18 protein-coding genes are annotated in these 20,724 nt (G+C 66.9%); 10 read left to right on the top strand and 8 right to left on the bottom strand.

Translation table 11 applies throughout. The features are described 5' to 3' along the window. The first annotated feature begins 3 nt into the window (after positions 1-3). On the top strand, positions 4-645 hold the full coding sequence (locus D7223_RS01865; RefSeq protein ID WP_120724090.1) for a hypothetical protein: 642 nt from the start codon (positions 4-6) through the stop codon (positions 643-645). A gap of 38 nt (positions 646-683) precedes the next feature. Here the strand turns inward: D7223_RS01865 and D7223_RS33320 are convergent, their stop codons facing one another. Continuing rightward, positions 684-2,465, bottom strand: a complete 1,782-nt coding sequence (locus D7223_RS33320) for a hypothetical protein (RefSeq protein ID WP_238161487.1) — start codon at positions 2,463-2,465, stop codon at positions 684-686. Positions 2,466-2,815: 350 nt separating this feature from the next. Here D7223_RS33320 and D7223_RS01855 point away from each other — a divergent pair, with 350 nt between their 5' ends. From D7223_RS01855 to D7223_RS33170, 3 genes are all read left to right on the top strand, one after another. After that, complete coding sequence (locus D7223_RS01855; protein WP_120725626.1) at positions 2,816-4,096, top strand: sigma-70 family RNA polymerase sigma factor; 1,281 nt, start codon at positions 2,816-2,818, stop codon at positions 4,094-4,096. 67 nt (positions 4,097-4,163) lie between these two features. Then, positions 4,164-4,442 (top strand): hypothetical protein, encoded by a 279-nt coding sequence (locus D7223_RS01850; protein WP_147252438.1) that lies wholly within the window; start codon positions 4,164-4,166, stop codon positions 4,440-4,442. Between the two features lie 117 nt (positions 4,443-4,559). After that, positions 4,560-5,261: a tyrosine-type recombinase/integrase gene (locus D7223_RS33170; RefSeq protein ID WP_202864570.1), complete on the top strand. Its 702-nt coding sequence runs from the start codon at positions 4,560-4,562 to the stop codon at positions 5,259-5,261. A gap of 176 nt (positions 5,262-5,437) precedes the next feature. On the opposite strand, the gene D7223_RS33165 is transcribed toward D7223_RS33170, so the two are convergent. Further along, entirely contained in the window at positions 5,438-5,635 is a 198-nt protein-coding gene (locus D7223_RS33165) for a hypothetical protein (protein WP_202864569.1), read from the bottom strand. Between the two features lie 106 nt (positions 5,636-5,741). Here D7223_RS33165 and D7223_RS32410 point away from each other — a divergent pair, with 106 nt between their 5' ends. Further along, a complete protein-coding gene (locus D7223_RS32410) occupies positions 5,742-7,337 on the top strand; it encodes a hypothetical protein (protein WP_147252439.1) in 1,596 nt (531 codons plus the stop codon). 743 nt (positions 7,338-8,080) lie between these two features. Here the strand turns inward: D7223_RS32410 and D7223_RS01835 are convergent. Genes D7223_RS01835 through D7223_RS01825 form a run of 3 tightly spaced genes read right to left on the bottom strand, consistent with a single transcriptional unit; the run spans position 8,081 to position 11,951 of the window. Beyond that, positions 8,081-10,072 (bottom strand): hypothetical protein, encoded by a 1,992-nt coding sequence (locus D7223_RS01835; protein ID WP_120725624.1) that lies wholly within the window; start codon positions 10,070-10,072, stop codon positions 8,081-8,083. Further along, positions 10,072-11,226: a 5'-methylthioadenosine/S-adenosylhomocysteine nucleosidase family protein gene (locus D7223_RS01830; RefSeq protein ID WP_120724081.1), complete on the bottom strand. Its 1,155-nt coding sequence runs from the start codon at positions 11,224-11,226 to the stop codon at positions 10,072-10,074. The genes D7223_RS01835 and D7223_RS01830 overlap by 1 nt, the downstream gene beginning before the upstream one ends. Continuing rightward, the gene (locus D7223_RS01825) at positions 11,223-11,951 is read right to left on the bottom strand and encodes an NUDIX hydrolase (protein WP_120724079.1); all 729 of its coding nucleotides are present in this window, start codon (positions 11,949-11,951) and stop codon (positions 11,223-11,225) included. Before D7223_RS01825 ends, D7223_RS01830 begins: the two co-directional genes overlap by 4 nt. Positions 11,952-12,275: 324 nt before the next feature. Here D7223_RS01825 and D7223_RS01820 point away from each other — a divergent pair, with 324 nt between their 5' ends. The 5 genes from D7223_RS01820 to D7223_RS01795 all read left to right on the top strand — a co-directional run bounded on the left by D7223_RS01820 (position 12,276) and on the right by D7223_RS01795 (position 16,976). Further along, complete coding sequence (locus D7223_RS01820) at positions 12,276-12,686, top strand: RusA family crossover junction endodeoxyribonuclease (RefSeq protein WP_120724077.1); 411 nt, start codon at positions 12,276-12,278, stop codon at positions 12,684-12,686. After that, on the top strand, positions 12,683-13,537 hold the full coding sequence (locus tag D7223_RS32405) for a hypothetical protein (RefSeq protein WP_147252440.1): 855 nt from the start codon (positions 12,683-12,685) through the stop codon (positions 13,535-13,537). Before D7223_RS01820 ends, D7223_RS32405 begins: the two co-directional genes overlap by 4 nt. Before the next feature lie 390 nt (positions 13,538-13,927). Further along, entirely contained in the window at positions 13,928-14,965 is a 1,038-nt protein-coding gene (locus D7223_RS01805; RefSeq protein ID WP_120724073.1) for a hypothetical protein, read from the top strand. An 80-nt stretch (positions 14,966-15,045) separates the two neighbouring features. Then, entirely contained in the window at positions 15,046-16,092 is a 1,047-nt protein-coding gene (locus tag D7223_RS01800; protein WP_120724071.1) for a S66 peptidase family protein, read from the top strand. Positions 16,093-16,382: 290 nt separating this feature from the next. Then, positions 16,383-16,976 (top strand): nucleotidyltransferase family protein, encoded by a 594-nt coding sequence (locus D7223_RS01795; RefSeq protein ID WP_120724069.1) that lies wholly within the window; start codon positions 16,383-16,385, stop codon positions 16,974-16,976. Between the two features lie 43 nt (positions 16,977-17,019). On the opposite strand, the gene D7223_RS01790 is transcribed toward D7223_RS01795, so the two are convergent. From D7223_RS01790 to D7223_RS01780, 3 genes are all read right to left on the bottom strand, one after another. Continuing rightward, positions 17,020-17,922, bottom strand: a complete 903-nt coding sequence (locus D7223_RS01790) for an amidohydrolase family protein (protein ID WP_120724067.1) — start codon at positions 17,920-17,922, stop codon at positions 17,020-17,022. Positions 17,923-17,927: 5 nt separating this feature from the next. Continuing rightward, positions 17,928-18,737, bottom strand: coding sequence for a metal-dependent hydrolase (locus D7223_RS01785; RefSeq protein ID WP_120724065.1), 810 nt, complete (start codon positions 18,735-18,737; stop codon positions 17,928-17,930). 100 nt (positions 18,738-18,837) lie between these two features. Further along, entirely contained in the window at positions 18,838-20,634 is a 1,797-nt protein-coding gene (locus D7223_RS01780) for a serine/threonine-protein kinase (RefSeq protein WP_238161485.1), read from the bottom strand. Positions 20,635-20,724 lie beyond the last annotated feature (90 nt).

Below are 20,724 nucleotides of genomic sequence, written 5' to 3'. Positions count from 1 at the left end.
CCTGTGAACACCGAAACAGTCACCGGAATCATCTCCGCTGTCGCCACCACGGCCACTGGTCTCCTGGCTTGGCAAGCCGCCCGATCAGCCAACAAAGCCGCCCACGAATCCGCCCAGGTCGTTAAGGACGCCGACCGAGACCGGCGGTGGAACGCCCTAACCCCCCAGCTCACCTATACCTGCGTCGCCAAAGACGACGGGTCCCGCGCCGAGCTGCGTATCAGGCTCGACGGTCCCATCGGCCTGGAGCGTCTTGACCGGGTTACGGTTCGAATCCGCGACGACCGGCCCAACCGGGCCAAGAGCCTACTCGCGGGCGGCCCCACAGCTGAGGAAGTTGCGCGGCAAGTGTGGGGTCCGTACAGACTCAACACGAACGTGGAGAACGTGGACCCATCCGGCCGGTACGTGACCTTCCCCGATGGGGTAGTGGTCGGCGAAGACCTGGTGTGCGCGTTGGAGGATACGATCCCGCCACCTTGGAATCCTGACCGGAGATGGTGGGCGGATCAGGTCGATGGGATGCCGGTGCGGATCACGGTCGAGTGCGAGCGGGACGCGCACGTGCCATGGCGGATCAAGAAGGAGGTGCCGGTGTTAGGTGAGCGTGGTGCTCAACAGGTTACCGGCCAGCTGATGGCATGAACCATGCACGAAGCCCCCGGCCGGGTGCCGGGGCTCGGCTATTCGCGACCGAGGGCCACGGCAGCCTGGTGCATGAGGCGTGCCAGGTATAGCCCCACAGGCTGGCTGGTGGTGTCGTCGCTTTCGCCCTGAGGGTCCGGTACGAGCGTGCGAGTGGTCAGCAGCCTGCAGGAACTGACAGCCGCCGCGAGCGATAGGCGTAGGTCTCTGGCGACGATGCGCATGTCTTCCACGACCAGGACGAGGTTGGTGGCCGCAGCGGCGATCATGGGATCGTCGTTGCTGCTTTCGCGGCCGAGAACGGCGTAGATGGCGTGAAGGTCGAACTCGGGGTCGAGCCGCGAGATGGTGCGGGCGTACTCCGTGTACGGTCCGTCGTCATCGTCGGTCAGGTCTGCCTCGGCAGCCATCGTGGAGATGATCAGGTGCGCGTCGGCCAGGGTTGTCGACATGGGCTCGGCATGCAGCAGGTTGATGAACACGGTCCTGGTAAGTGCCGACAAGGGGACGCGGGTGTCTTCGCGGTAGGGCTTGAAGTACAGGCCCGAGTTCGCGATCGCCTGGCTTGCCTTGTCCTCGAACAGGTTCACGGCGTGCGTGGTCATGTTCGCTTTAGGAGCGAATTGCTTAGCTTGGGCGGTTGCGGCGGCAGCGCGGGCCATCGTCCAGGCGATGTGATAGCACTCAGCCAGCGACCGGGCTGCGGCAAGGCGTCGGGCGACTTCATCGAAGCGTGCTTCGTGGTTTTCTGGGATGGGCGGCAGGTTGTGTTCTTCGAGCTGGAAGTCGAAGTATCGGCGGGTTTCCCAGGCGATCAGGCCTTGGACTAGTTCCAGCAGTTCGGTGCGCCGGTCGAGAGTCAGCCGTGCCGGGTTGAGCTGGCCGAGTAGATGCTCATCGAGGTTCTTTGCGGCGGTGCCGACTGACGGGCCGCCTGGCACGTACCGGCAGATCAGAGACAGGTAGTAACGGCTCCAGGTCGGCTGCGCAAGGCCTGAAAGATCACCGCCAGCTTCGGCGACGGCCTCCTCGAAGGTCGGAGTCCACACGAACGCTGCCAAGGAAGAGTCTGGGTGAATCGCGAAGAATCCAGCATTGTCACAGTCACGGAGCAGCTCGGGTGTCACTTCATCGAGTGGGGCCAGGGGTGCCGGCCAGGCGTCCATCGGTGGAATCGGGGTAACACTCGGCGCATATCGAAGCGCCGCCAGCGCAGCCGCTTCGGTACGTACAGAGATGTTATTTAGTGCATGCCAGTCAGGCGCCGAAGTCATGTCGACGGCACACCGTTGGGCAAGGTAGGCGGTCTGCGCGGCCTTCCACTGCTGTTGTGCCTGTATCGCTTGCCCGTGCCGTCGGGCGGCCTGGTGCGCAGACTGGCGCTTCTGCCTTGCCGCAGCCGTGGTCTCTCGCCCGACAGCCTTGATCAGTTCTTGGTCGCAGTCGACGCATCGTTCGGGAGCGTCGCCGAGCAGCAGCTTTACTAGGTTCTGCCGGGACCGCAGCGAGAGCGGCTGATCGCACGATGGGCAATGAAACGCGGGCAGGACCGCCCGCACCCCGGCTGCGGCGTGCACGTACATCCGACTGTTGGGAACGCCGTACTCGGCACACAGCGCCGTCGTCTTCTCTACCCAGAGCGCCGAGGGCGGATCAAACGTCTTATCGAAGCCGCCGAGGGCCCAGTAGCGTTCGCCAAGTGCAACTGCCTCAGCGTCAGCACCTGCGACGGCCGACAGTTGGGGGTAGAACCGGGCAAGAGCATCGTCCTGCGGGGCCGCCGCATCGGCTTCAGAGACGGTGACGTGATCCGAACTCATCCGAACAGTATCCCTGGATACCCCAATACAGCTGTGGGGCCAAGGCAGGTACGACAACATGATCTCCGCGAGTTGAGTCGCGATCCACGCAACCCCGGCGGACGGGGGTGTGTTGGCATGCGGACGCGTCGGAGTGCGAGGCTGCCCACGTGCAGCACAGCGTCATCGGGTGGGTACCGGATGTCGAGCCGAGAGCTGCGGACGGCGGCGAACGTTGACTTGGCCGCGCTTACGCGGAACCGCACGCGCCAGACGGCCATACCGGTGTCTGGACTCGTGAGTTCCGTGCCTTGAAGGCGCTCACAGGTGAACGGAACGGATCGGCGGCCAACTGACGTGGTGTAGGTGTGATGGAAGGGCTGCCCAACCCTGATTTGTCCGCGACCGACGCCGCCGACGACGGCGATCGCGAGCCCACGCCGACGGAGATCGAGTCGTGGGAACGCGAGACGGTCTTCGCCTCCGGCCACAAAGCCACGGCCGAGGAGTTCCCTCGGCTGTGGAACCTGTCGGTCAGCTTCACCAAGCGCGCCATCGTGCGCCCTACCGTTCCACAGCCGCCGGAGTATGTGACGATCGCCCTGCCCCGGCCGCAGGTGCGCGAGGATGACGAGTCGCTCAGGCGCAGCCTGGCTGTTCATGAGTGGAACCAGCTGTGGGAGGCCGCCCAGTTCCGGCGCCGATTCTTCGACGAAGAGAAGGATCTCACGCCCGACCTCGCCAGGATCGCCGATCGCGGCGACGTCAACATCATCTTCGTGCCCCGGACACCGTCCCGGTACTACGAGTACGCGCCCCTGTACCACCTGCTGGACCGCCGCACCTGCGAGCGATATGGCCTGCCGCTGCTCGGCCGCGGCCAGTGGCCCTTCGGCATGGAGTTCGTAGACACCGGCAAGTACCTGCCAGATGACTTCGAGCGGCGACTGCCACAGGCGTGGGCGAGCACGGTCTGGCGGCATCTCGACTCGGGCTCCGGCCTCGTTGCGTTCAGCCGTGACGACCCGATCCGGCTGCTCGCGCACAACCTCGACTACTGGGTCCCGCCGGTCACTGCGGTCATCCAGGACACGCTGCGTGACTTTCCGTTGGTCGAGGGCGACGGCGACCTGCCCGCCGGGATCCGCCTTATTGATGGCTCGGTCCTCGACGGGGCCGTCCCGGGTTGGCCCCGCGCGGGCGGCGACCTGTGGCGTGGCCAGGACGAGGCCGCCGAGTTCGTCGCGCTGACCGTGGACCAGGCGGACTCAACCGGAAAACTCCGCGCCATCCTCGACGCCGTACGCGCCAACCGCGTCGCCGACGACTTCTCCGCGCGATGGAGCTACGCCCGGGAAGACTTCGAACGCAAGCTGTACCGGAAACGCAACAAGATATCGATCAAGTTCCTTGAGCTCACCGACACCATTCCGGTCCAAGGGCCGGAGACCGAGGTGGAGGACCGCACGGTTTTTTCCGACTTCTTGGCGTTGCTCGATGAGAAGGAACGGCAGATCGTCATCCTGCTCGCAAGCGGCCACACCAAGCTGACCGACATCGCCAATGAGTTGGGATACGCCAACCACAGTCCTATCTCGAAGAGGCTTGCCAAGATCCGAAGACAGGCCCAGGCGTTCTTCGACCAGCAGTAGAGACCCCTTGTCTTTGGGAGCTAGCGGCCGTGTAGACCCCTGCTCCCTTGTCTCGTTGGAGCTATACGTGCCAGCCTGGCTTGCGGAACTGCTCAGTCAACTGCCCCCGGCCGCCCTTGTGACTCTGGGGGTGGCCTACCTCGTGTATCGAACGGTCCGGCACCTTCTCGACTCGCCTCTTTCCATCGCGACGATTTTCGGGGTGCTAGGCGGGTCGGAACGCCGCAAGGACGCCATCGAGATTGTGGGCAAGCTGTGCGCTGAAGATGAGGACCAGGCGGCCATCGAGCAGCATCCGTCGATGCCCCGGCGGTGGGCGCACCGCCGGCGGCGCAAGAGGCGGTGACAAACGTTCCTGAGGTCGCGACAGGTCGCTGGCTGGCCGCACGCCCCCTGTCTGGTCGACGCCGACAGCTGGGAGGCTGAGCTGATCTCCTACACGCTGCCCGACACCGGCGAGATCGTGCCGCTGCTGCAGATCGTGCCGTCCAAGACCGACCAGGAACGGCTGTTGCTCGTTACCCCCGAACTTGCCAGCGTGCTGGCCAGCATCATCCACCGCGTGCGCGGCGAAGACGGTCGCGTCCCGCTCGTGTCCCGCTACGACGAGCACGAACGCGTCACGGGACCGGCCCTACCGCACCTGTTCCAGCGCAAGCAAGGCTGGCGAACCACGGTGATCAGCACCACCACGGTGCAGAACCTGCTCAACGTCACCATCGATCGCGCCGGCTTGGTCGACCGGACCGGCCAACCGCTGCGCTACACGCCGCACGACTTCCGCAGAATGTTCGCCATCGAAGCCGTCACCGGTGGACTGCCCGTCCACATCACCGCCCGGATCCTCGGTCACCGCAGCCTGAGCACCACACAGACCTACCTGGCCGTATTCCAGGACGAACTGATCCGCTCCTACCGTGCCCTCGTCGACCAACGACGAGCCGCCCGCCCGGCCGCGGAGTACCGCGAGCCCCACCGCCGAGGAATGGGCCGAGTTCCAGCAACACTTCCAACTGCGCATGCTCGAACTCGGCACCTGCGGACGCCCTTATGGCACACCGTGCCAGCACGAGCACGCCTGCATCCGCTGCCCGATGCTGCGCGTCGACCCCGAACAGCGCCAGCGTCTCGTCGAGATCATCAGCAACCTGAAGCAACGCATTGACGAGGCGATCAATCGCCACTGGCTCGGCGAGGTCCAAGGGCTGCAGAACAGCATGGAGGCAGCCCAGGCGAAGCTGACCGCCATGGATCGCATCGCCCGGACAACCGCGTTCACCCCGACCCTGTTGGGGCCTGCCTACCTTCCCCGGTCGGAAGCGCTCGACATGACCAGCAAACTCATCGGCCGGTGCCCTCCTCGGTTGAATCCTCGGCGGAGCTGGACGATGGGTCGGCTCCGTCCCCGTCGTTGCCGCCACGGCTGCGGCGTCCATGCAGATACGCCGACACTCCGGCAATGATCGCCGCTGCGATCAACTCGGCCGGCAATTCGGTAACGAGCCCTTCGAGGATCACGTGGCCGATGTTGTGCGCCATGGTCTTCCTTTCGCAGTTGCTGCCTGCGACAAGGTTGGTGCGCCGTGGGGACACAAGATGGGCCTCAGGAACCGCATGGAGGACCGTGTGGGGACATACTGGGGACATGGTTGCTCGGGACGTGCCGGTTGCCGGCGATGTCGAACGTGTCGCTCGCGCCCTGGAAGAGCTACGCAAGGCGGGAATCTGGCAGATCACAAGTTACCGCGGTCACGAGCCTCTGTGCGAATTGCTCGGTATCGACCCGGAAGGTCCGTTCGTGCGGGCTCTCTTCGTAGACCGCCTCAAGGCCAAAGTCGACACCATGGGGGACGACGCCGGGAAGCAGCGCATCGGGCTCCTCCTTGGAGTTGCCCCGGGGATGCGTGGCAGGAGCCCGCGCGATCTCATTGACGTTGTCAAGGAGACCTTCAATCAGAGAACTGGCACGGAGAGCGCCAGCAAAGCGTTCTCTCGTGACAACTTGCGCGCGCGTAAGGCGCTCGCGCGTGAGCTCTTATCCAGTCCTCGACCATCCCCATCGACGGAATCGCGCCACGTCGGCATCGCATATGTTCGACGACCTGATTTAGAAACCTTGGTAGACAGGGAACTATCTGCTGACTCGAAGACTATTTCGCTCATCGGTGACTCCGGCAACGGCAAGTCGCGCCTGGCGTACGAAGTTCTGCAGCGACACTGCGCGGCCAGCGGTTCGGTGCTTGTCCACCTCCACGCTGGCGAAGGAGAATCGCTAAACGAAAGCGCGTCAAGACACTGTATTGAGTGGTTCCCAGACGTCGCCAATCCGTCACTCGCCGTGCTCCATGACGCTTTCCGGAAGCGAGGAATCGGCTGCGCTTACCTCTTGGATGATGTCGCAGATTGGGAAGTGGTGCGGCGTGTTGCCAGGATGGCCGGTGTCGTTGTCGTCCTCACCTCAGACAGGGAGATCGTTCCATCGGAAGTTCCCCACACAACAATCGTTGTAGGGCCGATGGAGACTGATGCGGCGCGGGCTCTCGTGGGACGATTCATAACGAATATAGAACACCCGGATGTCGACCGCTTTCTGGGCGCCGCCGGCAATAAGCCGCGCGCCATCATCGACTGCCTATCGATCTTCGCTGAAGCTGGCTTCAGCCTTGGCGAGCTATGCGATCAACTAGAACGCCAGCCGCGCACGGTCCTGCGATCGCTGAGCCGGTCGGAACGCTCTCTCGTTCACGCCTATGACCGGCTTCTAAGCCAGCTCGACTCGGACGATCCGAATGCGGCTCTACTGCTGCGGATTGTTGCGAATGTCGGCGCCAGCTTCATTTATACCGCAGTACTTGGAGATATCTTCGACCTTGCCCTCGAACGAGGATCCCAGTCGCCGCCACGGGGCGAGTTTGAACGCTGCCTGTACGTCCTTCATGCGCGCCTCCACTTCGACTGGGATCGAGCCCGCCGCCCTGCCCGGGACCAGTTTGCCATGTTGGAGTATTCGTTCCTCGGGAGCGTTCACTTCAATGAACTCACATACGGAATTCTGGCAGAGCTTACGGCGGATTTTTCTGAGGAGTGTTCCGCCCTTGCCGATGCTGCTTACGAACGTGCCGAGAAAGGGATAATGGTGGACTTCGGCTTCGGGGAAGTGCCCGTATCTACCGCGAGCCACTTCTTCTGGCGGGCTCACGTTTCTGGCGGCGTGCTGCTGAGTGATGGATGCGTTTACTGATGCGCCGCTGAGCTATCGCTGCGAGCGGCAGCGGAGAGTGGCCACACCCCGTCAGCAGCTCGAACAACCGGGTGGTGAAGTCCCTTCGGCGGGTGCGGCCGGGCGGCAAGGCGCCTGATTTGCCAGGCCCTGCTACACCAACCGTCGGCCCCAACTCCACCGGGCATTTCGGCTTTGACGTTCTTTGGCGTGACCAAACTTTGTCCAGTCGCGCCAGGCAAGCGCTCCGATCAACCGCACCTCGACGCCCACACCGAGTTTCGCCCTAATTTGTGATATTCCGTGCTAATCGAACCTAGCCGGGCCGACAACCTCGTCCCGTGCAGTCTCAGGTTGGACACCAACTCGGCTGGGTCGCGGGGATGGCGTGCACAATGAAGCCGCACATATCCGAGTTGCTGCGCCGGCCGTAGTCCAGAAAAATCTGTTGTGCGGCATTCCCAGGACGTAGAGGCGGGATGGGGGAGTGTCAGGTGACGGGGCTCCGGCAGCAGAACGAGGCCCGGCTTGCCAGCCCGGGACCCGATTCGGTCCAGATCAGAGTGGCTATCAGCCGAGAGAGATAGCGCCTAGTACTCCGACGTCACCTGGTCTGCCTGACGTTGGAGTACTAGACGGCTGCGAGGGTGGCGCACAAGGCGGCCTTCTGGCTTCTTTCAACACTTGACTACACCTCGAAGGTGCACCATCAAAATACGTTGAATACCGAACAATCCCGACATTAATGTTGATAATTCCCTGACCTAATCGAGCACTCCGCGTATGGCGCTCGCGAGGTTGGCAAGCCTTTCGTCTGCGCGGTCGCGTCGGTGTTTGACCCATTCCTTGCCTTCGGCGGCGATGCCTTCGAGGACGTGCAGGGTGTGACTGAGCCCGGCGGCGTCTAGCGACAGCTCAGCGATCTTGGTTGGGTTCTCGTCGTGCTGGAGGGTTCCGTTATCAGGATCGCTCACTCGGATTGAGATGGGTTCTCCGTTGAACAGAGTCAGCTCGAAGGTCTGCTGTCGGGTGGCGATGCCGTCGATCCGTACGGCGGCGACGGCGTCGAAACGGTAGTTGAGCCGTTGGGTGGTGCGGCTTGCGGAGGTCTCGAAGTCGAGATCGATGTTGACCTGCCGGACGCCGTCGTCGGTGAGGAGAAACAGCAGCAGGCGATACCGGGAGTACCGCCATGGTCCTTGCGGGTAGCGGGCCTTCTTACATGAGGGTGCCGGCGCCTCGATGAAGGCGTGTGCGATTACCTGGCTGGGGCGGAGTCGGTATTGCTGCATGGCTTGGTCGACCAGGACTTTGCGGTCGCTTTCCAACCAGGTGGCCATCTCGGTGTCCGACGGCTTGTCGGACAGCTTGTGGCACCACCGGTGGTATGCCGCCCAGCGGGCCGTGTCCTTGTCGTTGCGTTCCGCTTGGTCGTCGGCGACCCTGCGTCGCTCGGCGACGATCCGAAACGACGAGCGCACCGCCGGCACCGCAGACGCCACTGCGAGCAGGAACCAACCTGTGCCGGACAAGGGGGCGCTGGTTACGACGGCAGGAACGGCCCAGAGGCTCCCTGCGGTAAGAAGGGCCAGTCCCCCGACGTCAAGGGCCGTGGTCCTGGCAGGGGTACGCAGCTGCTGGCGGTACGCCGTCAGCGAGTCTCGTTCCCATTGCCCTCGGACATCTCCCACCAGGTGTCGGACGAGCCAGGCGACCCGTTCGGCCTCAATGCGCTGTTCCCGGTAGAGCTCGACCACCTCGTCGCGGAGGTGCCGCCGGATCCCCGCCGTCTGCTCGAGCCAGTAGGCTCGGTCGGTTCCTTCGGGCACGTACCGGCGGAAGTAGCGGTCGAAGAGCCGGTCCACCTTGCGGGCGAAGCCTCCCGGTGGCGTCTCTCTTCGCCGCTGCTGGGGTGGACGGATCTGGGCTTCCTTTGCGCGCAGCCGTGTTCCGCGGTAGTACCGGTCCGCCCCACCGACGCAAAACGCGGCCAGTCCGACCAGGGCGGCGAATAGACCGAGGAACGGGTCGAGCGTGCCGCGGGCCGTCACCAGCACGATCATCTGCACCACGGCGAGAGTGAACACGGCCACGCCGGCGCCGGCGCGTAGCCAGTCGCGCAGCGCAACAGCAACGGGTTGCACCGGTAGGGTCCGAGGCTGCGCGGGTGTGGGATGAAAGAACTTCCAGACGCGGTTGAATCGGTCCTCCGCTGTGCGCTGCGAGTCCGCCAGGACGACGGACTTCCGCCACATCTCTTCTTGCATCGCGCCTTCGAGTAGCGCTTCGAGGTGGCCGTAGATCCCGTCGCGTTGACGCCGGTTTAGCGCGTCGATCTCTTTGACCACGAGGTCCGTCTCGGCGGCGCCGACGGGGGCCAGGAGGTGGGTGATTACCTTCAACCCCGCAGTCCACTCGTCATTGTCGTCGAGATGGGGCAGGCTGGCGCAGATGGCGGTCAGGCGATCCAGCTCCTCGGAGGCGAGTTGGCGCAGGGTACGTCCGCTTAACAGGGCGATCAGCCGGTAGAACTGGACCTCCGTGGTCGCATACCCACCGGCGACGGCCTTTTCGATGAGCTGGCGCGCCTGATCACGAACTCGCGCGTCGAGATACTTCAGCGCGAAGGTGAACTGCTCCTCCGGACTCGGGTTTGGCGGCAGCCGGTAGAAGTTGATGTCACCGTGGACTACGCCTGCCTGTACGTCGACGTGCGCATCTCCTTGAGCGACGTTGGTCGTGGTCGGGGTCGTCATCACATGCCCCGCACCACGGCGATGATCGCCGCAAGCCGCGCCGCCAGCTCAGACACGTCGGCTACCAGGCCCCGCAGCCGCTTGAGCGCGACCATCAGGCCACTCTTCTTCTCGACTGTGCCCGCCGAGACGCATGCCGTCGCCGCCTCCAGTTCCGACTCGGCCGCGGCGTAGGTTTCTTCGTCCAACTGTCCGTCGAAGTGGGCCTGCTTGAGGTGGGTTCGCAAGTCTGCGATGCTCGCTGCCAGATCGATCGGCTGATCGGCGCCAGCGCCGACGGTGACGTTGCCGTAGATCTGCCCGGCCTGCACCCCGACGTGGGCGTTCCCGGTGGCGATGTTGCGGTTGGTCGTCGGCATCGTGGGGCTCCCGTCCCGGTCCGCGCCGCCTCGGCTGGCCGGCCCGTCGATGATCAGTTCTCGCGCCAGTGCGGTGGCGAACGCGGCGGCGTGGCGTGCGGCCTTCGGTTGCCAGTCCTGCCCGTCCGTGGCTGCCTTGCTGCCGTCGGCGTGGTCGCTTATGCCGCGCACGACCACCACGGGCAGGGCACGGTTGAGATGGCCCGCCTGGGCCACACCGGCCGCTTCCATCTCGATCGCTACGGCGTCGTTGTAGTGCTGGCGGATCCAGCGGGCCTGCTCGGAGATCCCCGAGTCCTGCACCACTTCCCCTGCGGCGATCGGCCCGAAGTGGACTTCGGGTGCTGCGCCTACGGGAAGGCCACGGCGCCACACGGCGGACCTGTCGACGTGGTGGGCGAGCTGGTCGGCCTCGTGGGGGATCTCCCACGCCTTCGGTCGGGCCTTCAAACCATCGTCCTCGCTGGTGCCACCGTGGTAGGCGTAGATTTTGCTGGCGACGACGACGTCACCGAGTCGGATGTTGGGCCAAAGGCCACCGGCGACTCCCACAAACAGCACAGCGGCCGGGGAGAACTCGGCCATCGCCCGCTCGGCGAGCACTGCGGCCGGATGATTGCCCTTACCGACCAGCCCCAGGGCGACCCGGCAGTCGCTTTGGCCGATCCGGCCGACCTCGAAGCGGGTGCCGGCGGGGTGCCGCCGTACACGTAGGTCGGTTAGTTGGTCGCGGACCGCTGCGTATTCGAGGTCCAGCGCCGTGAGTATCACGACGAGACCGCTGTTCGTGCTCACGCTGTCTCCCTGTCTGCCTGGCTGAGGGGTCGGATCATCGGAGGGTGAAGAGTCGTGCGGGGCCCGGGACGGAATAGCCGAGCGGGACGCCCACCATCGGTCTTGCGACTCGGCCCGGCGGGGACGATAAAGCCGTCCACGCTCTGCACTTTCCGGTAGAAGTTCCGCGCATCGAGCGGCACGCCCCACACCGCCTCGTAGACATCCTGAAGCTCCGAGATCGTGAAGGTCGGACCACAAAAGGCGGTGGCGAGCGCCGAGCGCTCCAACTTCTCCCTCGCCCGGTCGATCCCATCGGTCAAGATCTGCTCATGATCGAAGGCGAGCTGCACGTCACCGGACAACGCCTGCTCCGCCGACGTCCAACACGCCCGGGATGCGTCGGTGCCGGCGACCGGCTCGGGTAGCCGAGGGGCGATGGCCAGGTAAGCCGCGGAGACCACCCGTCCTCGGGGGTCACGATCCGGCGCACCGTAGACGCCAAGTTGTTCGAGGTGCAACTGATCCGGCCCTAAGCCCGCCTCCTCGGCAAGCTCTCGATGGGCAGCCGTCACGAGGTCTTCCTTCTCGTGGCCGAGGAAACCGCCAGGCAGGGCTAAGGTGCCCTGATAGGGCTCAATCCCGCGCTCGATCAACAGCACATGAAGGCAGGATTCCCGCAAGGTAAGGATGACGAGGTCAACCGTCAGTAGAACCGGCGGTGGCACCCAGTGATCGTGAGACATGGACCGACCATAGACTTATTGTCACTCTGACAGCTAGCCTGCGGTGTGTCGGATTTCAGCGTTTCCTGCGCGTACGGAAGCGCGTTCTTCGCCGCTTGGCTCGCCAGGCGCCGGCCAGCCGCTCTCGCTGCTGGTCGGACTGCGCTGGCTTGACCTTGGCCGACCAGCGTCGCACCACAAGCGGCCACCGATCTGCGTCGTCGTACTACCGGCTTGTGGCGAAGCCCGGGACGGGGAGGCCGGACGCCTGAAGCCGGTTTGGCATGCGGACGAGCGGCGTGGCGCGGTGCCGGAGTCGTCGGCCTGGCCACATAGGATCTTACCGTGTCCTCCCTGCCGTGGGACTTTGTTGTGCTTGGCGTGCCGGTGTCGGTGCAAGCCAAGTCGACGAGTCGTACCCGGTGGAAAGCGGCTGTGAGCGCAGCAGCTCGTGCAGCGTGGCCAGCTGGAGGCGAGCCCCTCCGGGGTAGGCTCCAGATCCACGTGACGTGTTACCACGACAGCGCTCCGCCACTGGACGTGGACAACATGCTCAAGCCGATCCAGGATGCCCTCATCGGCATCGTGTACGTCGACGATGGGCAGCTTGTGGACTGCCACGGGCATCTCCGCGATGTCAATGCTCAGTACGGAGTAAGGGGCATGACGCCCGCGCAGGCGCACGGGTTTGTCTCCGATGGCCCCTTCGTGCACGTTAGGATCGAACCGGCCCCCGAGCTAGGGAGGCTGCCATGAGCCCTAAGCGCCGGAAAAATCTTTTCACCGATTATCTGCAGCGGATTGTTGCCGAACTGCAGGCCGATGGCTGGATCGTGAGCACAGAAGATCAAGGCTTGCCTGGTGCGTTCAGAGCCGATCTTGTTGCGCGGCGCGGGGACGAGATGCTTATTGGTGAGCTCGCATCACGCGAAACTGCGAAACGTGACTCGCTTGAACAGTTGGCGCGACTTGCCGAAAGTATTCCGGGTGCTAGATTGCAGGTTTATTGGCTTGGCGATGCTGTCGAGAGCCTGCCGGTGCCAGCCAATGTCGAACGCATTATCGTCGAAGCGCGAGGGGTTCTGCCACACTCGACACCAGCAAGTCTACTACTTGCTTGGGCTGGTCTTGAAGCGGCGGTTACGCACCTCTCTTCGGAGCTTAAACTGCAAGTGATGGAAGTCGGCGCATCGTCATGGCAGACGCTGACAAATTTGTATAGCCTCGGCCATATCGATGAATCCGACTTCAAGCGACTTAGTGAGCTTTGGCGTGTCCGCAACGACATTGCTCATCGTGGGAGCCCAACTAAGCCGTCGAATGAAGACGTTTCATTCGTGCTTGATCTGGCTCGGCGCATGGTGAGAGGCCAGTACGCCTCGGTGGACGACATGATCGACTGGTTCCTTGAGCGCTACGAAGACCCAGTTAATCAGTTGCCATACGACGGCGCTGAGGGTGGCTACCAGTATCAAGGCGATGGGCCATTTGACGCGGATGAGGTGCTTCGGGAAGCGTTTCCGCAATCCTCGGAAGCGTCGTTCCTTGAGGCGGCCCGCCTTCTCAACAGTATGGCTGCAGAGTGGGTTTTGAAGCGCGACGAATAGTTGAGCGTGCTAGATTTTTATGGATCTGCCGTGATCTCGCATGCCTTACTTGCCCTGAGTGTTTGGTGAGTCGTTTTTATCGAGAGGAGCGATTCGTGGCGTGCGGCTCCCGGTCGGGGCTTCGAGTCTTGGTCGACAGCTGTCCTACCTGGAGCCTCGCACCCATTGACCACCGGGCCAGCCACACCCGCCCTGAGCTGCAAGATCAGCTAAAAAAGGCTTACTGCGTCAGGCGACCTCGAACATGCCAGCGCGGAAATTCGCGACCCTCACACGGACAGTTGTGCGGGCAGGCTTCTATCAACCCTTGACTACGGTGAAAAGCCAGGCCAGCCGTGCACTGGCCAGGCTGCGACTCGACCAGACGTTCGCACCGGAAGGGGTTCGGCAGTGAACCTGATCGACCTCAGGCAGGTGCTCGACGACCGTTCCGTCGGCTCGCCCGGGCAGGTCGCGAACCAGGGCCGGCTGCGAGGCGTACGGACCAAGGTGCTCGCGCGGCGTCGGCGGCGGATCGCCACCTGGACCACGGCCGGAGTGGCCGCGGTGGTCGTCGCGGCCGCCGTCGTGCCCGGCGGGCGGCCGGACGCCACCCCCGCACCGGCGGTCACCCCGTCGCCGCCGCGGATGATCGAGGGATTCCCGGAGTACGCCCAGGGCGCCCGGGTCGTCGCCGCGACGTCCGGGGTCGCGCCGGAGGTTCGCGTCGAGGTGACGATGGTGCCGACGACCCTCGACCTCGTCGTCTTCACCCGCTGCGACGGCGCCGGAGAGAACGTGGCGATCGAGCAGGAGTTGCGGGTCAACGGCCGCCTGCTGACCGAGGGTACGTGCGCGGGATCGGTGCGCCCGGACGACGTGGCCGGCCTGGGCGTGGTGGTCGGCGAACCCGCTACCTTCGTCATGACGACCACCGGGGCCCAGCGGTACGCGGAGTCGAGCGCCGTCGCGGTACCGATTCCGGACGGGGCCACGTTCGGGTTCGCGGTCGGCGAGCGGATGCCGTTCGAGCGATACCCGCTGCCGCCCCGGCCGTCGGGTGCGCCCACCCCGCTGGACCGGGTGCCGAGGAACTGCGCCCCGACGGACTGCGCCGACGCCGTCGTCCTCCGCTCGGACCCGGCCGACCCGAACCTCCCGATCCGCCGGTCGGTGCGCTGGCGGACGCTCGCGCAGATCGACATGGTCGCCCAGACGCCCGGCCTGCTGCACGTGCGGGTCGACGGCGTCGAGGTCACCACCGGCGAGTGGTGGGACTACGCGATGGCCGGCAACGGCATGTACGGCGACAAGGACCAGGGTTGGAAGGCCGCCTTCGGGCTGGACCCGCGCCCCGGTGAGCAGGTGACCGTGGAGATCGTGCCCGAGCATGTCACCGGGCCGTGGCGGGTCGTCCTCGTCCCGGCCCAGGCGGTTCCGGGCGGCTAGGAGGCGATTCGGCCGCAGCTCACCCGGTTCGACCGGCACGTGCGTAGCGGGGTCGTTGCGCGGGTTGGAACACTGCGTCCGTGACCGGTGCCGTGCTCCCTCGACTGCTTCGACCTCGTGCCCTGACTTCCGGGGACCTCGTCGTCATCGCCGCACTGTCCGGGCCGCTGCACGCCGCTTACGAGCCCGACCTCGAGCAGGCGGTGGTCGTCCTCGAGCGGATGGGATTCCGCGTGCGCCGCGCGCCGCTCCTCGAAGCAGGACGGCACCACTGGTGGAGCGCGGCGACACCGGCGGAAATCGCCCGGGAGTTCAACGCCCTGCTGCGTGATCCCGAGGTGCGCGCCATCATCGCGCATGACGGCGGCCAGACGGCGCTCGGTTACCTCGACCTGATCGACGTCGAGGCGATCGTCGCCGACCCCAAGCCGATCCTCGGCTACAGCGACATCTCGCTGCTGCACCTGGTGCTCTACGCACGAACGGGTCTGGTCGGCTTCCACGCCGACCTGGCCACCCCGGGACTCGGCGGGGCGTGGCAGGCTGCGCCCGCAGCGCGCCGAGCGGAACTGGAGAGGCTCTACTCGCCGTTGCTGACCGGTACCGAGGCGATCGGAGCGCTGCCTACCAGCCCGTCTTGGGAGTGTTGGCGTGCCGGTCGCGCCGAAGGCCGGCTGATCGGCGGAGTGATCAATCGCATCGTGCTGGCGCAGGCCACGCCTTACGCGCTGCCGCTCGAGTGGTTCGACGGTGCGGTGCTGTTCTGGGAGGAGATGGGCGGTCAGGCGTCGTACGTGTGGAGCTATCTGCAGGTGTTGCGGCACTGCGGCATCCTCGATCGGATCTCCGGCATGGTCGTGGGCGTCCCGCACGCGATCGACGGGCTCGGGACGCCCGGCGCGTCCCCGACCCTGCCCGAGATGGTCCTCGACGTCCTCGGCGACCGTGACATCGCGGTCCTGGGCAACGTCGAGTTCGGACACGCCGGCCCGAATCTGCCGATGCCGGTCGGCATCCGCGTCGGCCTCGATGCGCAGCAGCGGACATTGTCGCTGCTCGAACCGGCGGTACGGCCGCCCGTGACCACGGAACAGCGCCCCCCGCGCCCCGATCGGTGGCCGGGTTAGGTTCCGGCCGCTAGATCCACTCGGTGTCATTGATGTCGGGCTGAAGACCTCGATCGGACACCGCGATTCCAATGAAGCCAGTCCATCTTGCGTGGACGGGGTGCCACGGCCAACCGGATGACCCCAGGCACCCGCCGGGAATCCGCGATAGATGCCTAATCGATGCGTTTTGCCCCGCTACTCCCCTCCGTTCGCGTTCGTTGCAACCGGTGTGCGTACGACGGGACGGACGGGCCACCGCGCTCGCCCGGCCCACTCTGGAGGGAGCGCAGCTGAACCGGATCGCAGGAATGATCATCGCCGCGGGCGGGGGACGCCGGATCGGTGGCCCCGAGGCCCTGTTGCACCAGGGGGAGAAGCCTCTGGTCAACCAGATGATCGACACGATGACCGAGGCGGGCTGCGAGCGGATCGTGGTCGTGCTGGGCGCCGCGGCCGACCAGGTGCGGGAGACCGCCGACCTGACCCGGGCGACGGTGGTGGTCAACCGGGCCTGGGGCACCGGGGTCGGCTCGTCCATCCGGGCCGGCCTGTCCGCCCTCGACGACGACGGGATCGAGGCCGTGGTGGTGGTCCCCGTCGACATGCCTGGCCTGACCGCGGCGGCGGTACGCCGGGTGACCGCCCTGCCGTACCCGGACGTGCTGGTCTGCGCCACCTACGCCGGGCTGCGCGGCTACCCGATGCTGTTCGGCCGCCGGCACTGGTCCGGCATCGCCACCCTGGCCAGCGCCGACGTGGGCGCGCGGCCGTACCTGTTGGCGCACAAGGACCAGATCGTCGACATCGCCTGCGACTCGGTGGCCGACGGTAGCCGGGTCGACACCCCGGAGCTGATGGCGCTCTACGGCCTGACCGTCCCACCGCAACGCGTCGGCGTCTGACCGCCGCCCCGCGCGCCGCACGAACCAACCGGGCCCGTTGCGCCTATCCGTCCAGGTCGAACAGGTCGGCGGCGTTCTGCCAGCAGACCGCGCGCAGCCAGTCGTCGCCCAGGTCCAGCCGGGCCAGTCCGGTGAGCTGGTCCGCGTACGGGTAGGGGATGTTCGGGAAGTCGCTGCCCAGCAGCACCTTGCCGGCCAGCCCGAGCGCCCGCAGCCGGGGCCGCTCCGCGGCCGGGAAGGGCACGAACCGGTCGAAGAACGGCGTGAACGCCATGGTGGTGTCCAGCCGGACCCGCGGATGGGACTCGGCCAGGTCGAGGAACGCCCGGTAGTCCGGCGCGCCGAGGTGCGCCACCACCGCGCTGAGCGTGGGGTGCCGGGCGAGCAGCGCGGCGAACGGCTCCGGTCCGGTGTGGGGGGTGCCGACCGGCGCGTGCCCGACGTGCGTCACCACCGGGACGCCCGCGTCGGCCAGCGTCCCCCAGACCCGGTCCAGCGCCGGGTCGGTCGGCGCGAAGCCGCCGACCTGCACGTGCACCTTGAACACCCGGGCGCCGGCGTCGAGGGCGTCGGCCACGTACCGCTCGGCCGCCGGCTCGGGGAAGAACGTGGCCGAGGGCAGGCAACCCGGCGTGGTCGCGGCGAAGTCCAGCGTCCACCGGTTCAGCTCCGCCGCCATGCCGGGCCGGTGGGCGTACGCGAGCGCGCTGAACGCCCGGACCCCGAGCCGGCGCAGGTGGGCGACCCGTTCGGCGTCGCTCCACCGGTACCGGATCGGCCACTCGGTGCCGACCAGCGGACCGGCCGCGTCGAAGTAGGCCCAGACCCGCCGCAGCAGTCGCGGTGGCAGGAAGTGCACGTGCACGTCGGCGAGGCCGGGCAGCCCGAGGGACCGCCAGAACGCGGGCACCTCCGCGTCGGCCGGCGGCGGCTCGGCTCCGCTCATCCCGGTCACACGTCGATGTTGAAGCGTTGCAGGACCGACGGGGCGACCAGCCCGACGGCGGCGAGCACCGAGATGACGGTCAGCGCGGTGCGGACCACCACCACCTCGGTCTTGCCGCCGGCGCGCAGGGCGATCCGGTCCGGCAGGCTGATCATCGTCCACATCCGGCGCTTGATCGGGATCGGCCAGAGGATCGGCACCCCGGCCCGGGTGATCATGTCACCGATGATGTGCACGAAGCAGCCCACCCCGACCGCCAGACCGATCATCGGATAGCCGCGGTCGCCGGGCAGGGTGGCGAAGGTGAACCAGGCCGCCGCGAGCGACGCCAGGGTCACGATCACCCAGCCGGCGCGTTCGGCCCACTCGTCGAACAGGCCCCGCAGCGCCAGGCCGAACATGAAGAACAGAATGCCGATGACCGCCCACTTGCCGTACGCGGCGCAGAGCGCGGTGGTGCCCCAGCCGACCAGCGCGGTGAACGGCAGTGTGTGGGTCAGGGTGCGGTGGCCGTTGTTGCGGCGGGGGTCCCGGCTCAGTTTGGTGGCGTAGTAGACCCCGAGCGACACCTTCTCCGTCACCTCGGCGATGAACAGCGAGAACACGCCGAACGTCCGGGCGACGGTGGCACCGCCCTGGTTGCGGGTCACCTTGCCGGACAGGTCGAGGTCGGGGAAGAGCGCGCCGCCGGCGCAGACCGCCGTGCCGACCGCGATCGCCAGCGGCGACTGGTGGTAGTCGTAGAAGTGGTCCAGCGCCCACGACCCGGTCAACCACACCGCCGCGCCGGACAGCGCGTGGGACGGTCCCATCATGTCGGCTCACCCTCCCCGGGGATCTTGAGCGCCAAAACTACGTCACTGTAGTTCGGCCCGGAGTCGCAGGGGCATCGCCCGGTCGGTCCACTGGGGAGCCTCAGGGCAGGGGAGTGAAGCTCTGCCGGATCATGAGGAAGAACTCCCGGTTGATCCCCCAGTCGAACTCCCTGGTCAGCCACGAGACGGTGTAGGAACGATCGGCGGAGGTGTTGGCCAGCAGCCGGGCGGTCTGCACGCGCTCCCCGACGGCGTTGGTCCAGGCGCACTCCCACAGGGCCCCGCCGGCGAACATGTCCAGCGGGGTGATGTCCACCTTGCGGTACTGGCGCAGCCCACTGCCGTCGGCGGTGAGGCGTTGCTCCTCCGCCTGCCACCATCCGACCGGGTCGGCCCGACGCGGGCCGCTCTCCACGCTGAGCACCCGCGCGCCGCCGCGCTCGCGGAAGCAGGTGGCCGTGCCGTCGGTCCAGCGCAGCCAACCCACCGGCGCGGCGATGCGCCAGCCGGCCGGATCCTGGTGCCAGGTCCAGTTCGGCACGACCGCGAACGCCCCGGGTGGCGGCGGCACCGACGGCACCGGTGTCGCGTCGGACGGTGGCGGGGTGGCGCAGGCGAAAGCGGCCGGGCGGGGCGCCGGTGAACCCGCGCCCGACCCCGGTGCGGGAGTCTTCGGGTCATCCGGCCGGGACAGTGCGACGCCGATCCCCGCCGCGACGAACAGGGCGGTGGCGGTGCCGGCGCCGATCCAGCGCCGCCGGCGCCGTCGCGCCGAAGCCGGGTCGGCCGGCCGGGCGAGCCGGTCGGGCACCGGGCCGGACGTGCCGAGGGGGGTCCCGGGCGACGCCGCCCGATCGGTGGGGGCGGTCCCGCTGCCAACGCCGGAGCGGTCCGGTTCTCCGTCGCCGGGCAGCCGGTCCGGCACCGGGCGGTTCGGCACCGGGCGGTCCGGCACCGGGCGGTCCGGCACCGGGCGGTTCGGCCGCGTCGACTGTTCGCCCGGACCGGCCCAGGCCGGCAGGCCGGCGGCCGGCGCCCGGCCGGTCGAACCCGCGGGCCGGTCCGGACCGACCGGGCGGTCGTGGTCCGCCGCCGCGACGAGCAACAGCGGCTCGGCCTCCGCGGCGGTCAGCCGGCGCGCCGGGTCGCGCTGCAACAGACCGTCCAGCACCGGACGCAGCGGGCCGGCCCGACGCGCGGGGGTGGGGTCCTCGCTGGCCAGCGCGCTGAGGGTGGCCATCATGTTCACCCGGGCGTACGGCGACTGCCCCTCCACCGCGGCGTAGAGCGTGGCGCCCAGCGACCACAGGTCGGTGCGGGTGTCGGACACGCCGTCGCGGGCCCGTTCCGGAGCGACGTACTGGGGCGAGCCGAGCACCAGGCCCGGCCCGGTCATCCCACCGTCGCCGGAGACGAACGTGGCCAGCCCGAAGTCGGTGAGCACCACCCGACCGTCGTCGGCGACCAGCACGTTGTGCGGCTTAACGTCCCGGTGCAGTACGCCGGCGGCGTGCGCGGCCCGCAACGCGGCCAGCACCGCCAACCCGATCCGTGCCGCGCGGCGGGGCTCCAGTGGCCCCTCGGTGCCGAGGATCTGCTGCACCGACCGGGACGGGACGTACTCCATCACGATCCACGGGCTGCCCCGGTCGTGCACCACGTCGTAGACGCGTACCACGTTGGGGTGGGCGAGTCGGGCGGCCGTCCGCGCCTCGCGCAGCGTGCGCAGCCGCACCTCCGCCCGCTCTGATTCGGCCAGCCAGGTGGGCGGGACGATCTCCTTGACCGCCACGTCGCGGTGCAGCATCTCGTCCCGGGCCAGCCAGACCCGGCCCATCCCACCGGTCCCGACCAGGTCGAGCAGCCGGTACCGGCCCGCGATCTGCTCCTGGCGCACGCCGCTCCCCCTCGGTCACCCCGAGTCACCACGATAGCCACCCCCGCGACTTTTCTCATCCGCTGCGGGCCGGCCGTGTCGGCCCCTGCC

The sequence above is a fragment of the Micromonospora endolithica genome (assembly GCF_003626595.1).
In the GTDB taxonomy this organism is placed as follows: domain Bacteria; phylum Actinomycetota; class Actinomycetes; order Mycobacteriales; family Micromonosporaceae; genus Micromonospora; species Micromonospora endolithica.
The sequence above is the reverse complement of the archived record's forward strand: the minus strand, read 5'-3'. Positions and strand labels throughout refer to the sequence as shown.